14 protein-coding genes are annotated in these 17,737 nt (G+C 59.2%); 9 read left to right on the top strand and 5 right to left on the bottom strand.

The window, feature by feature from the left end:
* Window positions 1-298 precede the first annotated feature (298 nt).
* Complete coding sequence (locus FJ942_RS02480) at window positions 299-1,441, top strand: DegT/DnrJ/EryC1/StrS aminotransferase family protein (RefSeq protein ID WP_140897162.1); 1,143 nt, start codon at window positions 299-301, stop codon at window positions 1,439-1,441.
* Here the strand turns inward: FJ942_RS02480 and cysQ are convergent, their stop codons facing one another.
* From cysQ to cysD, 3 genes are read right to left on the bottom strand one after another with little or no spacing between them, the layout of a single operon-like run.
* A complete protein-coding gene (gene cysQ / locus FJ942_RS02475) occupies window positions 1,442-2,242 on the bottom strand; it encodes a 3'(2'),5'-bisphosphate nucleotidase CysQ (protein ID WP_181169787.1) in 801 nt (266 codons plus the stop codon).
* Between the two features lie 10 nt (window positions 2,243-2,252).
* Entirely contained in the window at window positions 2,253-4,190 is a 1,938-nt protein-coding gene (gene cysN, locus FJ942_RS02470; RefSeq protein WP_181167193.1) for a sulfate adenylyltransferase subunit CysN, read from the bottom strand.
* Between the two features lie 2 nt (window positions 4,191-4,192).
* Window positions 4,193-5,098: a sulfate adenylyltransferase subunit CysD gene (cysD, locus tag FJ942_RS02465; RefSeq protein ID WP_140494839.1), complete on the bottom strand. Its 906-nt coding sequence runs from the start codon at window positions 5,096-5,098 to the stop codon at window positions 4,193-4,195.
* A 483-nt stretch (window positions 5,099-5,581) separates the two neighbouring features.
* On the opposite strand from cysD, the gene FJ942_RS02460 reads away from it, so the two are divergent.
* Window positions 5,582-6,859: an O-antigen ligase gene (locus FJ942_RS02460; RefSeq protein ID WP_140495055.1), complete on the top strand. Its 1,278-nt coding sequence runs from the start codon at window positions 5,582-5,584 to the stop codon at window positions 6,857-6,859.
* Between the two features lie 17 nt (window positions 6,860-6,876).
* On the top strand, window positions 6,877-7,824 hold the full coding sequence (locus FJ942_RS02455) for an NAD-dependent epimerase/dehydratase family protein (protein WP_140564232.1): 948 nt from the start codon (window positions 6,877-6,879) through the stop codon (window positions 7,822-7,824).
* Here FJ942_RS02455 and FJ942_RS02450 read toward each other — a convergent pair.
* Both FJ942_RS02450 and FJ942_RS02445 read right to left on the bottom strand, forming a co-directional pair.
* On the bottom strand, window positions 7,812-8,351 hold the full coding sequence (locus FJ942_RS02450; RefSeq protein ID WP_140494844.1) for a sugar transferase: 540 nt from the start codon (window positions 8,349-8,351) through the stop codon (window positions 7,812-7,814). The two genes, FJ942_RS02455 and FJ942_RS02450, sit on opposite strands and share 13 nt — an antisense overlap.
* Window positions 8,352-8,570: 219 nt before the next feature.
* Window positions 8,571-10,553, bottom strand: a complete 1,983-nt coding sequence (locus tag FJ942_RS02445; RefSeq protein ID WP_181165146.1) for a nucleoside-diphosphate sugar epimerase/dehydratase — start codon at window positions 10,551-10,553, stop codon at window positions 8,571-8,573.
* Window positions 10,554-11,095: 542 nt separating this feature from the next.
* Here FJ942_RS02445 and FJ942_RS02440 point away from each other — a divergent pair.
* Genes FJ942_RS02440 through FJ942_RS02415 form a run of 6 tightly spaced genes read left to right on the top strand, consistent with a single transcriptional unit; the run spans window position 11,096 to window position 17,737 of the window.
* Window positions 11,096-12,529, top strand: a complete 1,434-nt coding sequence (locus FJ942_RS02440; protein WP_140655814.1) for a phosphomannomutase — start codon at window positions 11,096-11,098, stop codon at window positions 12,527-12,529.
* Window positions 12,526-13,941, top strand: coding sequence for a mannose-1-phosphate guanylyltransferase/mannose-6-phosphate isomerase (locus FJ942_RS02435; protein WP_140897161.1), 1,416 nt, complete (start codon window positions 12,526-12,528; stop codon window positions 13,939-13,941). Before FJ942_RS02440 ends, FJ942_RS02435 begins: the two co-directional genes overlap by 4 nt.
* Window positions 13,942-13,991: 50 nt before the next feature.
* Window positions 13,992-15,080, top strand: a complete 1,089-nt coding sequence (gene gmd, locus FJ942_RS02430; RefSeq protein ID WP_140897160.1) for a GDP-mannose 4,6-dehydratase — start codon at window positions 13,992-13,994, stop codon at window positions 15,078-15,080.
* Between the two features lie 2 nt (window positions 15,081-15,082).
* Window positions 15,083-16,183 carry a DegT/DnrJ/EryC1/StrS family aminotransferase gene (locus FJ942_RS02425; RefSeq protein ID WP_140520769.1) on the top strand — a complete coding sequence of 367 codons (1,101 nt, stop codon included), beginning with the start codon at window positions 15,083-15,085 and terminating at the stop codon, window positions 16,181-16,183.
* Window positions 16,184-16,205: 22 nt separating this feature from the next.
* Window positions 16,206-16,988 carry an ABC transporter permease gene (locus tag FJ942_RS02420; protein WP_181165147.1) on the top strand — a complete coding sequence of 261 codons (783 nt, stop codon included), beginning with the start codon at window positions 16,206-16,208 and terminating at the stop codon, window positions 16,986-16,988.
* Window positions 16,985-17,737, top strand: a complete 753-nt coding sequence (locus FJ942_RS02415; protein ID WP_140494856.1) for an ABC transporter ATP-binding protein — start codon at window positions 16,985-16,987, stop codon at window positions 17,735-17,737. Before FJ942_RS02420 ends, FJ942_RS02415 begins: the two co-directional genes overlap by 4 nt.

The following is a 17,737-nucleotide window of genomic DNA, read 5'->3' as shown; positions in this document are numbered from 1 at the left end:
GGACTGGCCGTTCTCAGGCCTTGGCTGACCCAAGTTCGGGCCGTGGTAAGGCCCAACATGGATTGAGCCGGCCGATCACTTTATGTTTAGCAGGGTCGACTCTGGGGTTATAAGGCCGTAATTGCGCCGCACGAATCCCGGATTTCCGGCGTCCGGCTGACCGACACCGAAAAATGCGGTAACAGACTGCCACGACCGGGCAATTTGTCGCTCCGCGCGCCCGGCTTTCTCGGCAGGCGCAATTCTGATACCAGCGGGTCGAGGCCAGACCGCCCGGTTAAAATCGTTTGAGGACGACATGCAGTTCATCGATCTTGGCGCACAGCGCGAACGAATCCGCGACCGGCTGAAGGCCGCGATCGACCATGTCGTCGAGGACGGCCGCTATATCCTCGGTCCCCAGGTAGCCGAATTCGAGAAAAAGCTCGCCGCCTATGTCGGCGTCAAGCACGTCGTGGCCTGCGCCAACGGCACCGACGCACTGCTTTTGCCGCTGTTCGCCGCCGGGATCGGCCCGGGCGATGCCGTGTTCGTTCCGAGCTTCACCTTTGCCGCCACGGCGGAAGTGGTGGCGCTGGCCAAGGCCGAGCCGGTTTTCGTCGACGTCGATCCCAAGACCTACAACATCGACATCGCCAGCCTCGAGGCGGCGATCACGATGATCAAGAAAGAAGGCCGGCTGAAGCCCAGGGCGATCATTCCGGTCGACCTCTTCGGCCTTGCCGCCGACTACGATGCCATCATGGCGATCGCCCACCGAGAAGGCCTGATGGTGATCGAGGATGCCGCCCAATCGATGGGCGGTTCGGCGGACGGCAAGATGTGCGGGTCGTTAGGCACGGTCGGCTCGACCAGTTTCTATCCAGCGAAGCCGCTCGGCTGCTACGGCGACGGCGGAGCGATGTTCACCAACGACGACGCCTTGGCCGACAAGCTGCGCTCCTTCGCCTTCCACGGCAAGGGCGAGACGCAATATGACAACATCCGGGTCGGCATCAATTCACGGCTCGACACGCTGCAGGCCGCGATCCTGATCGAAAAGCTCGCCATTCTCGAGGACGAGATGGTTGCCCGGCAAATGGTGGCGAACCGTTATGCCGAAGGGCTTGCTGATGTCGTCACGGCAGCCCGCAACCTGGACGGCAGCCGCTCGGCCTGGGCGCAATACGCCATCGAGACGCCCAAGCGCGACGGGCTGAAGGCTCATCTCGGCGAAAAAGGCATTCCGTCGGTCATCTACTATGTGAAGCCGCTGCACGAGCAGATCGCCTATCGCGACTATCCGAGAACGCCGACCGGCCTTGCCGTATCCGAGCAATTGCCCAAGCGCATCCTGTGCCTACCGATGCACCCCTATCTCAGCGAAGCCGATCAGGACCGGATCATCGAGACAATCCGCAACTATGTCGGATCGAACTCGGCGCAGGCCGCGGCCGAGTAGTTAGCCGGCTTCAGGCGGGCTTGCCCCTGCCCTGCCGCTGGCGATGAAATGCGGATTGGCGAAATCCGCATCGCCGCCCTGGTTTCGCTTGCCATACATCAAGGGCTGTCCGTCCAGCGTGCGCGTGATGCCGCCGGCGGCGCGCAGCACGGCATCGCCGGCCGCGGTATCCCACTCCATGGTACGACCGAAGCGCGGATAAATGTCCGCCTCGCCATTGGCGACCAGACAGAATTTCAGCGACGAGCCGACAGAGACGATCTCGGCGACGCCTAGGTCGCGAATATAGGCTTCGGTTTCGGGCGTATTGTGGGAGCGGCTCGCAACCACAGCCAGCGGCGTCGCAGCCGCCCTCACCGAAATCGGCCGGCGAGAAGCGATGCGGTAGTCGTCATCTATTTCGAGGAATTCCGCCTTGCCCGGCAGCCCGGAAAAGAACCGGCCCGTGCAGGGCGCGAAAACGACGCCGACTTCCGGCACGCCGTGGCGGACAAGCGCGATGTTGACGGTGAAATCGGTGCGGCGATTGACGAATTCCTTGGTGCCGTCCAGCGGATCGATCAGGAAGAAAGCCCCGTCCAGGTCCGGCGGCACGATGCCGGCGGATGCTTCCTCCTCGGCCACGCAGGGAATGTCGGGAAAGGCCGCACGCAATCCGGCCAGAATGATCTTCTCGCTCTCGCGGTCCGCCTCGGTCACCGGCGAGGAATCTGATTTCTGGTCGACCGCGCAGCCGGCGTGGAACACACGCATGACCTCGCGGCCGGCCGCCAAAGCGAGCCCCTCGAAAATTTCGAGCATCGACCTGTCGTCAGATGCCGCCGCCATTGTCGTATTGGTCTTCGGCAATGTCACGCTCGTTCAGCCAGTGTTCCAGGGCATCTACCATCTCCTCGGCCGATTTGCCGAGCGTCTTCAGATGGATTTCCGGTTTTTCCGGCGCTTCGTAAGGCGAGTCGACACCCGTGAAGTTCTTGATCTCGCCATTGAGCGCGCGGGCGTAGAGGCCTTTCGGGTCACGCCTGGCGCATTCCTCGAACGGCGTGTCGACGAACACTTCGACGAACTCGCCTTCGGCCATCAATTCGCGGGCCATGCGCCGCTCGGCGCTGAAGGGCGAAATGAAGGAAACGATGACGATCAGCCCTGCATCGGCCATGAGGCGGGCCACTTCGGCGACGCGGCGGATGTTTTCGACGCGGTCGGCGTCGGTAAAGCCGAGATCCCGGTTGAGGCCGTGGCGGACATTGTCGCCGTCGAGAATGTAGGTATGGCGCCCGGAGGCAAACAGCTTCTTCTCGAACAGGTTGGCGATGGTCGATTTGCCCGAGCCCGACAGCCCGGTGAACCAGAACACGGCGGGCCGCTGGTTCTTGATGTCGGCACGTACCCGCTTGCCGACATCGAGCGATTGCCAATGGATGTTCTCGGCACGGCGCAGCGAATGCAGGATCATGCCGGCGCCGACCGTGGCGTTGCTGATGCGGTCGATCAGGATGAACGCGCCGGTTGTACGGTTCTCGGCGAAGGTGTCGAAAGCGATCGGCGTGCGCGTCGAGATGTTGCAGATGCCCACTTCGTTCATCTCGAGCGACTTGGCAGCTTCACGGGCAAAGTCATTGACATTGACCCGATATTTCAAATCGGTGACGGTAGCGCTGGTCTGGTCGGTCTCGGTGCGCAGGATATAGGAGCGGCCCGGCAACAGCGCATGTTCGTCGAACCAGACGATGTTGGCGGCGAACTGGTCGGCGACCTGCGGGCGTGCCGCAGGCGCCACCAGCATGTTGCCCCGGGAAATCTCGACCTCGTCATCGAGGACAAGCGTGATGGCCTGGCCGGCAACCGCCTGGGCGAGGTCGCCACCCTGCGCGACGATGCGTCTGACGCGGGAGGATTTGCCCGATTTGGCGACGACGACCTCGTCGCCTTGCGAGATCGCGCCCGAGGCGATCGTTCCGGCGAAGCCGCGAAAATCGAGATTGGGGCGGTTGACGTACTGCACCGGAAAACGGAACGGCAGCTCGGCCGCGGCCTCGTCGACCGAAACGGTTTCGAGATGTTCGATCAGCGTCGGGCCGGAATACCATTCCATCCTGTCGGAGCGGCCGGTGACGTTGTCGCCGTAGCGCGCCGACATCGGGATCGGCACGATGGTCTCAAAGCCGAGATCGCGCGAAAATTGCAGATAGTCCTGCGTGATCCGGTCGAAGACCGCCTGGTCGAAATCGACGAGATCGATCTTGTTGACGGCCAGCACGATATGGCGGATGCCGAGCAGCGAGGCGATGATCGAGTGGCGCCTGGTCTGGCGCAGCACGCCTTGCCGCGCATCGATCAGCACGATTGCCAGGTCGGCGGTGGACGCGCCGGTCGCCATGTTACGCGTGTACTGCTCGTGGCCGGGCGTGTCGGCGACAATGAATTTGCGCTTTGGCGTGGCGAAGAAGCGATAGGCGACGTCGATGGTGATGCCTTGTTCGCGCTCGGCTTCGAGACCGTCGACAAGCAGTGCGAAATCGATGTCGTCGCCGGTCGTGCCGTGCTTGCGCGAATCGCGTTCGAGCGCGGCGAGCTGGTCCTCGAAAATCTGCTTGGTGTCCGAGAGCAGGCGGCCGATCAGCGTCGACTTGCCATCGTCGACGGAGCCGCAGGTGAGGAAGCGCAGCAGCGATTTCTTCTCCTGCGCCGCCAGATAATCGCGGACGCCGTCGGTAGGTGCGAGGCTCTTTGCCATGATGTGGCGCATGGTCAGAAATACCCCTCGCGCTTCTTCTTTTCCATCGAGCCGGCTTCGTCCCGGTCGATCAGGCGGCCCTGCCGTTCGGAGGTGCGCGCGGTCAGCATCTCGCCGACGATAGCTTCCAGCGTGTCTGCTTCCGATTCGATAGCGCCGGTCAGCGGGTAGCAGCCGAGCGTGCGGAAGCGCACCAGCCGATTCTCGATCGCCTCACCGGGGCGCAATTTCATGCGATCGTCGTCCTTGAGGATGAGCATGCCATCGCGTTCCACGACCGGCCGCTGCTTGGCGAAATAGAGCGGCACGATCGGGATGTTCTCCTGCAGGATGTACTGCCAGATGTCGAGCTCGGTCCAGTTGGACAGCGGAAAGACGCGGATCGATTCACCCGTGGCGATGCGGGTGTTGAAGATCTTCCACATTTCGGGGCGCTGATTCTTCGGATCCCAGACGTGCTGGGCGTTGCGGAAGGAAAAGATGCGCTCCTTGGCGCGCGATTTTTCCTCGTCGCGGCGGGCGCCGCCAAAGGCGGCATCGAAACCGTATTTGTCGAGCGCCTGGCGCAGCGCCACGGTCTTCATCACATGGGTGTGCGTGTTCGAGCCATGATCGAAGGGATTGATGTTGTCGCGCACGCCATCCTGGTTGACGTGAACCAGGAGATCGAAACCGAGTTTTTGCGCCATCTGATCGCGAAAGGCGATCATCTCGCGAAATTTCCAGGTTGTGTCGACATGAAGGAACGGAAAGGGCGGCTTGGCGGGATAGAACGCCTTCATCGCCAGGTGCATCAGCACGGACGAATCCTTGCCTACGGAATAGAGCATGACCGGCTTGGCGAAGGCGGCCGCGACTTCACGGAATATGTGGATTGACTCGGCCTCAAGCCGCTGCAGGTGCGTAAGCGCTGTTGTCATGGCCTGTCTAGCGTTCTCTCGTGCCTTCCGACAGAAGACCTGGCATCAAATCATCGGGCTTCCCGCCCGGTTCAAGCTTGCTTCTGGACAATGTTATTCTTGCGGGCGTTCTAGCAGATCGCCGCTGCCCAGAACAATGCAAGACGCGCCTGGCAAGGAGTGGTTCGGGAATGAATTTTCCATCCATGCGTCAAAATGCGGAAATTCCTGCTTGTCACGCCGGCGGCTGAGAAAATGCGGGGGAAAAAATTGCTTGATGAAAAGCACGCAGTCTTCGCCGCGCCCAAATCCGATCGTCTGCCAGCGACTACCGATTTTCGGTGGCAATCGGCCTTGATGCACTTTCAGAAAAAGACCCAAGCCGCTATACCGGCCCCTGAAAGCGGGCAGATGCACGATGCGACACGGGCAATTTCGGCAGGGCTATGTTTGCCGCCGTCAGACAATCCGCCGTGTGAAGCGTCCGAGAATGGTGAGCCGCCCTTGAGCCAGCTTTCATCGATAAGACGGCAGTTCTCGCCCGCGCGGATCAATATCTATTTTTCCATCGCTTGCTTCTTTTTTCCACCGGTCCTGGGGTCTGTGGTGAGCTTCGTGTTCAACGGCGGCGGCCTGTGGTCGGTTCTTTTGATCGCCTCGAAAAAGAGGCGCTTCAACATCGACCGGGCGATGATGGCGCTCACGATCGCGATCTATGCCTATTGCGCGGCAAATCTCCTGGCTTCGCTCGCCAATAACGCAATTGTCAGGGATGCGCCGCATCTGATCCCGCTCGTCACCTTCCTGTTTTTCCCCCTCTCCTATTCAACCTGGAGCATTACGCAGAAAACAACCCTTGTCCGGATCATAATCCTCAGCAGCATGGCCGCCTGTTTCGTCGCGCTGCTGTTGGCGATCATCCAGCAATATTGGATCGGGATGAGGGCGGAGGGCGGAGCGGGAAATGCGATAGTGTTCGCCACGGTCGTCTGCCTTGCAGTGATGGCCTGCGTGGCCGGTGCCCTGTCGGGCATCGAAAGGCACAAGAGTGCGCTGATCTGCGCAGCGCTCGGCGGAACGATCGCCATCATCTATTCCGGCACGCGCATCATCTGGCTGGCGCTGCTGATTTCCGGCATTGCCGTGCTGTTGATCAACCAGCATTGGCTGAAAGGGAAGAATGCCGTCCGTCTGCTGCTTCTGCTGGCGGCGATCGGCGTCGCGGTCGCCGCTATCGGCTTCCATACAATATCCGACAGATTTGATTTTCTGCGCTCTGATTGGGACGCGCTTGGGGCGCACGGCAATTCCGACACCTCGCTTGGAATACGTGTTGCCCTCTGGGACATCGGCCTGAAGGCATTCCGCGACATGCCCTTGTTCGGACACGGAGTGGGCGCCAACCAGCTCTTGATCAGGCAGGGCTTCCAAGACCTGTTCGCGAAAACGGCAGGTTTCAATCATTTCCACAATGGCTTCCTGACGGCATTGGTACAGGCGGGCATCCTGGGCGCCGTGACTTTGGCGGCGATCTTTGTCGTCGCCGGCAGAAACGCCGCCCTGGTCCTGCGCAACAGCGCCGACCCGATCGAGCGCTTTGGCGCCACCATGGTCGTCGTCATGGTGATCATCTACCTGACGGCTGGGATGACAGGCATCCTGATCGGCCAAGACATCCTGGATTCGGTGTTCATGGTCTTCCTGGTATCCGGGACCTATCTTGCGTCGGGACGTCAGGCCCCGTTGCCGGAAGAGATGCCGCTTCCGCCAGTCACGCAATAGCGGCTCCGGGCAAGGCAATGAAGGTCTTGGTCACAGGCGCATCGGGCTTCATCGGACGTCTCGTCGTGCAAAGGCTTCGCGAGGCAGGCGTGGAGGTTCGCCTCGCCTCGCGCTATCCCGAAAGCCTCGCTTCGGGCAGCGACATCGTCGCCTTGCCGCGTTTCGATGCGCCGGCCAAGGCCTTCCTTGCCGTCACCCGCGATGTCACGGACGTCGTTCATTGCGCCGGCCTGAACAATGATCACGGCGGTGCCACCGAAGCCGACTACCGAGCCGCCAACGCGGAACTGAGCGCGCGGCTGGCGCATGCGGCCGCCATGCAGGCAAGCGGACGCTTCATCCAACTGTCATCGGTCCGGGCCGTGATCGGCGCCCGCGTCAGCGCAACGATCGACGAGCATACGGTCCCCGATCCGCAATGCGCCTACGGGCGCTCGAAACGCGAGGGCGAGATCAGGGTCCTGGACGCCTATGCATCGCACGGCCGCGCCGACGCCGCCGTGCTGCGCCTGCCGGCGGCCTACGCAAGCGGCATGAAGGGCAATCTGGCAATGCTGATGCGCCTGGCCGATACGGGCCTGCCGCTGCCGACAGGTATTCTGACAGGAACCCGCTCGCTGGTGTCGGCCGACGCAGCGGCGCAAGCCGTGCGGCATTTGTTGGCTCATCCGGGGCCGCTTAGCCCTGCCTATATAGCCAGCGATGTGCCTCCGGTGTCGGTGGCAGCCGTCGTAAGCGCCTTCCGTAAGGGACTTGGGCGGCCGGTGCGCCTGGCTGCCGTACCGGCCAGCCTGATGCGGATGGCCGCGGTCGCGCTAGGCAAGCGGGCGTTTTGGGAAAGCATGACGGCGACACAGATATGCGACCCTTCCCTGCTCGTCTCGCAGGGCTGGCTGCCGGAAACAGCGACGCTTGATCGTCTAAGCGAAATCGCGGCGCGCAGCAGGCAAGCTCAACCTGGATAAATCGTCGCGAGCAGGATGCGAAGATCAAGGCCGATCGAGGCGACCTTGAGATAGTCGGCATCGGTTTCGGCCAATAGGGCCGGGTCCGACATATCGATGCCCTTGACCTGAGCCAGGCCGGTGATGCCGGGAAGCGCCGATGAAACGCCCAGCCGTCGGCGGCACTCGATCAGCTCGGTTTGCGTCGGCAGACAGGGACGCGGTCCGACCAAGCTCATCTCGCCCTTCAGAACATTCCAGAACTGCGGCAGCTCATCGAGCTTGAACTTCCGCAGGGTCTTTCCGGCCGGCGTCACGGCATTCGCCGGCGCCTCGTGCGAAGGCAAGGATGGCGTGCCGACATACATCGTGCGCAATTTGTGACAGCGAAAGAGCACGCCATCGCGGCCAACCCGCGTTTGAGAAAAGATGGCCGGACCGGGCGACGATATACGAACAGCCAGGACAGCGAGCGCCAGGACGGGTGAAGTGACCAGGAGCAGCAGCGCCGCGCCGGCAAGATCGAAGATTTGCTTGGCTGTCTTCATGAACCGCCGATAGTGCTCGTTGCCAAAACCAAAGACGAAAATACGAATCCGCTCGACGTAGCATGAGGCTATCGCTCGACCAAGCTCGACCCCTCGCCTGCTCGGGTGCGCCCGCAGAGGAATGCCAGCCAGCGCCCCAGGGTCCCGAAGGTCCGCCGATAAATGCCGCTCTTGCGCAGACTGCTCAAGCGCCGAAGAAGGCCAGGGTCTTTTGAAGCATCAGTTCGCCTGCCCGGCCGCTTTCGGGATCACGGCCTCAGGCACGTCCCCTCTTACCTTCTTGGTATGGTCAAGACCCGCAAGCACAGCGAGCGAGGATGCCTTGTCCTGGCTCTTCACGGATTGCTGCAGGGCCGCAAGCGCCGCCTGGACATCGGACCATTCCGCGACATCGGTGCTCAGGCCAAAAATCTTGGAAATGCCGAGTTCGACCAGCTCCTCATCCTCACCATGCAACGTTTCATGGAGTTTTTCACCCGGCCGGATTCCGGTGAAGCGAATGGGGATGTCCGTGTATGGGCTTTTTCCGGACATGCGGATCATCGTCTCGGCAACTTCGAGGATCGGCACCGGTTTGCCCATGTCGAGCATGTAGACGGCGTAGTCGTCGCCGGCTTTCCGCGAGGCGGCATCGGCCGCGGACATGATGACGAGGTCGACGGCTTCGGCCACGGTCATGAAATAGCGCGTCATGCGCCGGTCGGTTATGGTGACCGGACCTCCGGCCTCGATCTGCGCCTGGAATATGGTTGCGACCGAGCCATTGCTGCCAAAGACATTGCCGAACCGAACGGCTATGAACTTGGTGGCGGGGCGCCGTGCGCCGGGCTCGCCGGCGGGCGTTTCATGCAAGGCGCTGACGATCTGTTCGGCCGCCCGCTTCGTCAGGCCCAGCACGGATGTCGGGTCCACGGCCTTGTCGCTCGAAACAAGCACGAATTGCTTGACGCCGCATTTGGCGGCAACCTCGGCACAGACAAGCGTTCCGAAGACATTGGTCTGGATGGCCGAATCCCAGTTTTCCTCGAGCAAAGGCACATGCTTCAGTGCCGCGGCGTGGAAAACGATGTCCGGCTTGAACTCGGTGACGACACGCGTCATCTGGCGCCGGTCGGCGACATCGACAATGCGGACCTTGAGGCGGTCATGGTCCTTCTCTTCGACGTATTGGCTCAACTGGAAAATGCCGAACTCGGAATTATCGGCAACCAGCACCGCCTCCGCGCCCAGTTCCAGTGACCTCTTGACCAGGGTGCGGCCGATGGAACCGGCGCCGCCGGTGACCAGGACGCGCTTGCCGCCGACGAAGGCCCCGATGCGTTCGATGTCGGACGGAACCGTGGGGCGGCGCAGGATCGTTTCCATCTCGACCTCGTCGAGAACGAGCTTTCCCTCCTGGCCGAGCTGCGAAAGCCCCGAGAACTGCACCACCGCTATGTCGCCTTGCCGGGCAACACGGACGAGCTCCGAATACTCCTCGATCTCATGTTCGGCGCCGCTGCCGAAAATCAGCAGGTCCAGGCTTGTCGTACCCTTGGCGTATTCTTCCAGCACCTCGATCAGGCGGGGGCGGGTGGCCACGACGGGAACGCCCTGGATCCGAGTGCCCTGCGGAACACCGTGCTCAATCGCCATAATCCCTGCAATTGAATACTCTACAGGCTGCGTCGTGCGCGTGAAACGGATGATTACGTCGGCCTCGCTCAGCTTGCCGACAAACACCGCTCTCTTGGTCGAAGCCTTGCCGCGACTCAGAATGCGCCAGCTCGCGCCGTCGCGAAAGAACCGGTAGAAAATCCGGGGCGCCGAGATGATCGTGAAAGAAACCAGGAAGAAGACGATGAACTGGCGCTCATTGAGGCCCGCCACCGGCTGAAAGGAACGAACAAAAAGCGAAACACAGTAAAGGACGATGGTCAGTATTGCGCAGCCCTTCAGGATGTTGAAGAAATCCGGCGTCGAGGCGAAGCGCCACACAGTATTGTAGAGGCCGCAATATCTGAATAACAGATGACTAAGAATAATGATGCTCGCCCAGCAAGCGAAACCCGCTGGAGAGAACGCTTCGAACGACAGCCTCGACTGCGATAAAGTCAGGCTAAGCGCCACCGCCACCAAAACCATGGCGATGTCTTGAATCATGATGATGGCGCGACGCATTGTGGGCCGGAGTCCGGGTACAGCTTCTACATAGGATTTCATCGGACGGTACTGAACTCCAGGCGCGAAGACTTCAATACTAAAGTGGCTCTAGAGCGAATACCATCCGTCACCGGCGGCTTCTTTTTAGTACCAAATCTTCGGCCCCCGCCGCGTGTATCGCATAGCGTGGACTTGAAATCATCGCCAGAGATTTTTTCATAGGTTGGCGGGTGAAGAGAAAGTCCGTTTGATCAAGATCTTGCACATCAACTGCAAAGAGCCCTAGAGTCCGACAGCAACTCAGGATAGAGAGAGGGGTCGGCCGGAGAGGTCAATCCTTGACTACTCTTTGCCCTGGTGCGGTCTGCTCTCGACCTATGGCCTATGGTTCCGCAGATATCAAGCGGTTCGAGAATGCCGGCAGCGCGATCGTGAGGCCATCGCTCGGTCCTTGACGCCAGACGGCTCTCACCCTGTCGACGCGGCTGGGAATGCAGTGTGGATAGCTGGAAGGAAAGGTGAACCGCCCGAAGCGATTTTGCGGTTGACAGCCAAGTCTGCTGCAATATGACGGTCTTCCCTTTACCAGCCAAAGCGAAGTGATGAAGTTTGGATCAAGTGGCCTGCGAGGGTTGGCTTCAGAATTAGTCGGGAAACCCAGCGGCCTTTATACGGAGGCTTTCGCTTGGCGTCTCGTTGCCGATGGGGTCCGATCGAAGGCCAAGGTGTTCGTTGGTCGCGACTTGCGCGATAGCAGTCCGACGATCGCCGCCAACTGCATGGCTGCCTTGGCGGCAAGTGGGTTTCAACCGATCGATTGCGGTGCCATTCCAACGCCAGCCTTGGCGTTGTATGCCGGGCAGCATGACGCAGCGGCGCTCATGGTTACGGGTTCGCACATCCCTGCGGACCGCAATGGCATCAAGTTCTATAGCCCGCGGGGCGAGATCACCAAGGCCGATGAAGCCGCTATGGCACACTATGCTGCCGAACGGCTAGACGCCTATTGCCCCCCGCCGCCAATAGGTACGGCTTTGCCGGGACATCACGACAATGCGATCGCCGCCTATCGCGCGCGCGCCGATGACATCTTGGAGCCTGGGTCCCTTTCGGGCCTGAGGCTCGGCGTCTATCAGCACAGTTCGGTCGCGGCGGATCTTCTGGTGGAGGTTCTCCGATCCTTTGGCGCAGATGTGACACCTGTCGGGAAATCGGAGACCTTCGTACCCGTCGATACCGAAGCCGTTGACGAAACCACAATTGCAAAGTTCAAGGGTTGGGCGCGGGAATTCCACCTCGACGCCATCGTGTCGACCGATGCCGATGCTGATCGGCCACTGATTGCCGACGAGAATGGTGACCTGTTTCGCGGCGACCTGATCGGCCTCGCCACGGCTCTGTTCCTGCGGGCTGACATCGTGGTGACGCCCGTGACTTCGAATTCAGGTATTTCGAAAGCCTTCGGTTTTACGGTTCTGAGAACGAAGGTCGGATCTCCCTTTGTTGTCGAAGCCATGGAAGCCTCACACCGCCCCGGGAAAATCGTTGTGGGCTTTGAAGCCAATGGTGGCGTTCTCTTGGGGTCGGACTGTTCGCTACACGGCAAGACATTGACGGCATTGCCGACACGGGATTCACTGCTCCCCATCCTGGCTGTCCTCGGGATGGTCGCATCGACAAGAAAATCGCTGTCAGGTCTGCGCGCGTTGTGGAATCTTCCGGCCTGTGCAAGCGAACGCCTTGAGAATTTTCCAGTGGAGAGTTCGCGCAGCTTGATGCGTCGGCTCGCGGATCGGCCTGCACTGCAGCGGTTTCTGGCCCCGTTCGGGACTGTTGCTGAAGTTGACGAGACCGACGGCCTAAGGACACAAATGCTGACTGGCGAGATCATCCATCTGCGGCCGTCCGGCAACGCGCCTGAACTTCGCTGTTATTCGGAGGCAGCAGACCCAGGCAGAGCGAGAGCGATTGTGGCGCTGACGCTCGACAGGGCGCTGGCGATCGCATCCACAAACGAAGCAGAGGTCATTTCATGAAAGTGGTTCCCGTCATCATCAGCGGTGGAGCCGGATCGCGACTATGGCCTGCCTCAAGGCAATCGCACCCCAAGCCTTTTCTTAAAGTGGCGGACGGGCATTCGCTTATTCAGCACACAGTGCTGCGCGCCGCGTCGATTGAGGGAGTGGTGGAACTCGTGGCTGTAACGTCCGGGGACCACCTTTTCCTTACAAAGGACGACTTCGACGAACTGGATTCGGTTGTGTTGCCACGTACGTTTCTGCTCGAGCCGGAAGGCCGGGATACGGCCGCTGCCGTGGCGGCAGCCACTGTCCATGCCAAGGCAACGCAGGGCCCTGATGCGATTCTATGCGTCTTCCCGGCCGATCACATGATTGGCAACCTGCCCGCATTTCTAGACGTTATGGGCCGCGCCATCGAATATGCAAAACTGGGGCGGATTGCCACACTGGGCATCAGCCCAACCAGGCCGGACACGGCGTTCGGCTATATCGAAGCCGATGGTGAGAAAGTCGTCCGTTTCGTTGAGAAACCGGATCTCGACACAGCCAAGGCCTATGTCGCCTCCAAACGCTTCTTCTGGAACGCGGGGATATTCTGCTTCAGCGCGCAACGCATGCTCGACGAGATGGCTTTGCATTGCCCCGAAGTGATCCAGGCGGTTTCCGACAGTTATGAGAACGGCCGATTCAGTCAAGGCGAAGGCTTTGCCAAAATCGAACTCGCGCCCGAGCATTTTGGCTCCGCTCCGCGTATCTCTCTCGATCATGCGGTTATGGAGAAGGCGAACAATCTTGCCGTGATTCCTTGCGACATGGATTGGAACGACATCGGATCTTGGAACGCCATGGCCGATTTGATCGCTCCTGACGAAAGCGGCAACAGGCTGCGCGGCGATGTTCACATGGTCGACACCACCGGCAGCTATGTAAGTTCCGACAAGCGCGTCATCGGCACGGTCGGGGTCAGCGATCTGGTGATCGTCGATTCTCCCGACGCATTGCTTGTCGCCTCCCGAGATCGGGTTCAGGACGTCAAGAAGTTATTCGAGGGCCTCAAGGCTTCCGGGCATGAGGCACATTTGGTCCACAGCACCGTACATAGGCCGTGGGGCACCTATACGGTTCTGGAGGAAGGCGAGCGCTTCAAAATCAAACGCATCGAGGTGAAACCCGGCAGACGTTTGAGCCTGCAGATGCACTACCATCGTTCCGAGCACTGGGTCGTGGTCAGCGGCTCCGCGAAAATAGTCAATGGCGACCAGGAGCTGTTCCTGGCGACAAACGAGTCAACCTACATCCCCTGCGGTCATAAACACAGGCTGGAGAACCCGGGCCGGATTGACCTGGTGATCATTGAAGTGCAAAGCGGCGATTATCTCGGCGAGGACGATATCGTGCGTTTTGACGACGTATACGGCCGCGCCTGACAATCCATTGGGTGCTTGGCGACCAGTCACCGGATAAACCGAGAACATTGATGACAAAGACAGCTTTGATTACCGGCATCACCGGGCAGGACGGCGCCTATCTGGCGGCATTCCTGCTGGAAAAGGGTTATTCCGTTCACGGCGTAAGGCGCCGCACATCCCTTTTTAATACTGATCGCATCGATCATTTGTATCATGATCCGCATGAAAAGGGTGTAGATCTGACGTTGCATCATGGCGATCTGACTGACTCATCAAGTCTGATGCGGATCATTCAGCTCGTTCAGCCGGATGAGATTTACAATCTGGCGGCACAGAGTCACGTAGCCGTTTCATTTGAGGAACCTGAATACACCGCCAACTCCGACGCTCTAGGGGCGTTGAGAATTTTGGAAGCCATCCGAATTCTCGGCTTGGAGAAGAAGGTCCGTTTCTATCAGGCGTCTACGTCTGAGCTGTACGGGCTCGTGCAAGAGACGCCGCAAAAGGAAACCACGCCATTCTACCCACGGTCTCCTTATGCCGTGGCCAAATTGTATGCATACTGGATTACGATCAATTATCGCGAAGCATACGGCATCTATGCGTGTAACGGCATTCTGTTCAATCACGAGTCCCCAATGCGAGGTGAGACGTTTGTGACGCGTAAGATTACGCGAGCGCTGGCACGGATCAAGCTAGGCATGCAAGAGAAGCTTTACCTGGGTAATCTAGATTCACTGCGCGACTGGGGGCATGCCAAAGACTATGTTGAGATGCAATGGCTTATGTTGCAACAGGAGGCGCCTGAGGATTACGTTATCGCAACTGGCGAGCAGCATTCCGTGCGCGAATTTGTGACCCTGGCGGCTGCGGAACTGGATATTGACGTAAGATGGGAGGGAAAAGGCGTCGACGAGAAAGGGTACGATAACAAAAGCGGTCAATGTATAGTGGCTGTCGATGCGGCTTACTTTCGGCCGACAGAAGTCGAAACGCTTCTTGGCGACGCCAGTAAAGCTCGAAAGAACCTTGGCTGGGAACCTAGAATTAAATTCACCGAGCTGGTCCAAGAAATGATTCGCGAGGACTTTAAGGGTGCCGAGCAGGAAAAGCTGCTTACAACGCATGGCTATCAACGCTTCACTCGCGCAGAATAACCATGGCACGAATTCCAGTATATGAGCCATACCTCAGCGGAAACGTATCGGCGTATGTCAACGAGTGCTTGACTACGGGTTGGATTTCCTCGCGTGGAGCCTTCATATCCCGATTTGAAAAAGCTTTTGCAGAGTATGTAGGCGCGAAAGAGGCGACAAGCGTGGCAAACGGCACCGTAGCCATCCACCTTGTGCTGGATGCATTGGGCATCGGTGCCGGCGACGAGGTCATCGTTCCAAGCTTCACCTACATAGCGTCGGTCAACACCATTTTGCAGACCGGCGCGACGCCGATCTATGTCGACTCGTTGGAAGACACGCTGCAGGTGGATCCGCAGGCAATACGTGACGCTATAACCCCGAGAACCCGCGCGGTCATGGCGGTGCATTTGTATGGCCATCCTTGTGATATGGATGCGATCTCGGGCCTTTGCCGCGATCACGATCTTTTGCTCATCGAGGACTGCGCGGAAGGCTTCGGGACCCGGTGGAAAGGCCGGCATGTCGGCACGTTTGGTGATGTTGCCACCTTCAGTTTCTTCGGGAACAAGACAATCACAACTGGCGAAGGCGGAATGGTTCTGGCGCGATCGGCTGAGGTGATGGACAAGTGTCGGCGCCTGAAAAGCCAAGGTGTCTCGCCGACCCGCGAATACTGGCACGACATGCTCGCCTACAATTATCGGATGACCAATATCCAGGCGGCGATCGGGCTTGCCCAGATCGAGATGGCTGAAGAGATCATCCACCGCAAGCAGCAGATCGCAGAGATATACCGGACCCGACTGTCCGGGCTTCCCTTGAGGACCCATGATCCCGTGGGCGACGTTAATCATTCGCACTGGATGTGTTCGATTGTCGTTGACCACGTTGAGGATCGAGATCGGTTGCGTGCGCGTCTTGCCGACGACGAAATCGAGACACGCCCGTTTTTCCCCTTAGCCAGCCACATGCCGCACTGTTATTCTGACCGGGCCTTTCCGAATGGCGATAGCGTAAGCAAGCGTGGCATCAATCTGCCGAGCTACCCCGGACTGACCGAGGAACAGTTGAACCGCATATGTTCTTCGATCATCGGTTATTTCGAGGATCGACCGCGGTGACTTTGCGTTAAGGAAATGGCCTGTGAACGAGTATCTTAGGGGCATTTGGGCCGCGCGATATTTTTGGATGCATCTCGCGATGTCCGATCTGCGCGGTCGCTGGAGAAGGTCCTTCTTCGGTGTCCTGTGGTCGATTATCCAGCCTCTGGGCCTAACGATCCTTATCTCCATCGTATTCAGTCGCATCTTCGACGCCGCGATCTCGGAATATGCGCCCTACATTCTCTCCGGGGTCATCATCTGGGAGTACATCGTCTTCAATGTAAGTGGAGGCGCATTGGCTTTCGTCCAAGCCGACGCGTACATCAAGCAGACACGTCACCCGTTAGCGATATATACGCTTCGAAACGTTATTTCCGGGCTTATGGTGCTTGCCCTGGCCAGCATCAGCCTCATCGGTTGGGTGCTTGTCGTTATGCCGCAGAATTTCGGCTGGTCTTGGCTTGCCGCCCTCACGATATTCCCGATCATCGGTCTGATTGTCTGGCCGTGGGCGACGATAATGGCATATTTTTCTGCCCGTTTTCGCGATCTGCCGCATGCGCTTGGCCTGATATTGCAAGCCCTATGGTTTGTCTCACCAATCTATTTCGAGACTTCGGTGTTCCGCAAAGGCAATCTGCATGTCCTTCTGGACTACAATCCGCTTTATCACCTCCTCCAGATCGTACGCGCTCCACTCCTGCATGGTGAATGGCCCGTCGCTGCCAATTACCTGTGGTGCTTCGGGACTATCGCAGTGCTCATGCTGATCGCAGCACTCGTGGGCAGGTCCGCCGAAAAGAGGGTGATCTTCTACCTATGACAAACCGGATTCACCTCGAGTCGGTAAACCTCCATTATGCATCCGTCGGCTTCAGCGAGCGGTCGTTGAAATCCATGCTGGCGTCGCTGGCGACGTTGAACGGAGGAGGCAAGAAGATCGTCGACATCCACGCATTGAAGGATGTTAGTCTGGACATTGGTCCTGGCGAACGTGTCGGCCTTTTAGGACACAATGGGGCCGGCAAGAGCACGTTCCTCAAGATGGTGGCAGGATTATACCCGACATCTTCCGGGAAGCGCGTGGTCGAGGGGACCGTCCGGTCTTTGTTTGACCTGAGTTTGGGTTTCGAGCCTGATGCCACCGGCCGGGAGAACATCCTGTACCGCGGACTTCTCCTTGGTCTCTCGCCCAAATTCATGCGCTCGATAGAGGACGAGGTTGTCGCCTTTGCCGATATCGGGGAGTTTATCGACTATCCGATCAAAACCTATTCCGCTGGCATGCAGGTGCGCCTCGCCTTCGCGATTTCGACAGCGGTCGGCGGTGACATTCTCCTCCTCGACGAGGTGATCGGTGCCGGTGATGCGAATTTTATGGGAAAAGCGCGCAAACGCATCCTGGATCTTGTCGAGCAGGCGGAGATTCTGTTGCTCGCTTCACACGACTTTGGCACGCTGAGTTCCATTTGTGAGCGAGGTGTTGTTTTTCATCATGGAGCGGTTGCGTTTGACGGCGCAATAGGGCCCGCGATCAAGGCATACAAAAAAGTGAATGGATTGGCGCAGTGA

This window comes from Mesorhizobium sp. B2-4-2 (assembly GCF_006442845.1).
Taxonomy (GTDB): domain Bacteria; phylum Pseudomonadota; class Alphaproteobacteria; order Rhizobiales; family Rhizobiaceae; genus Mesorhizobium.
Note: the sequence above shows the minus strand (reverse complement) of the source record. Positions and strands in the feature narration are given on the sequence as shown.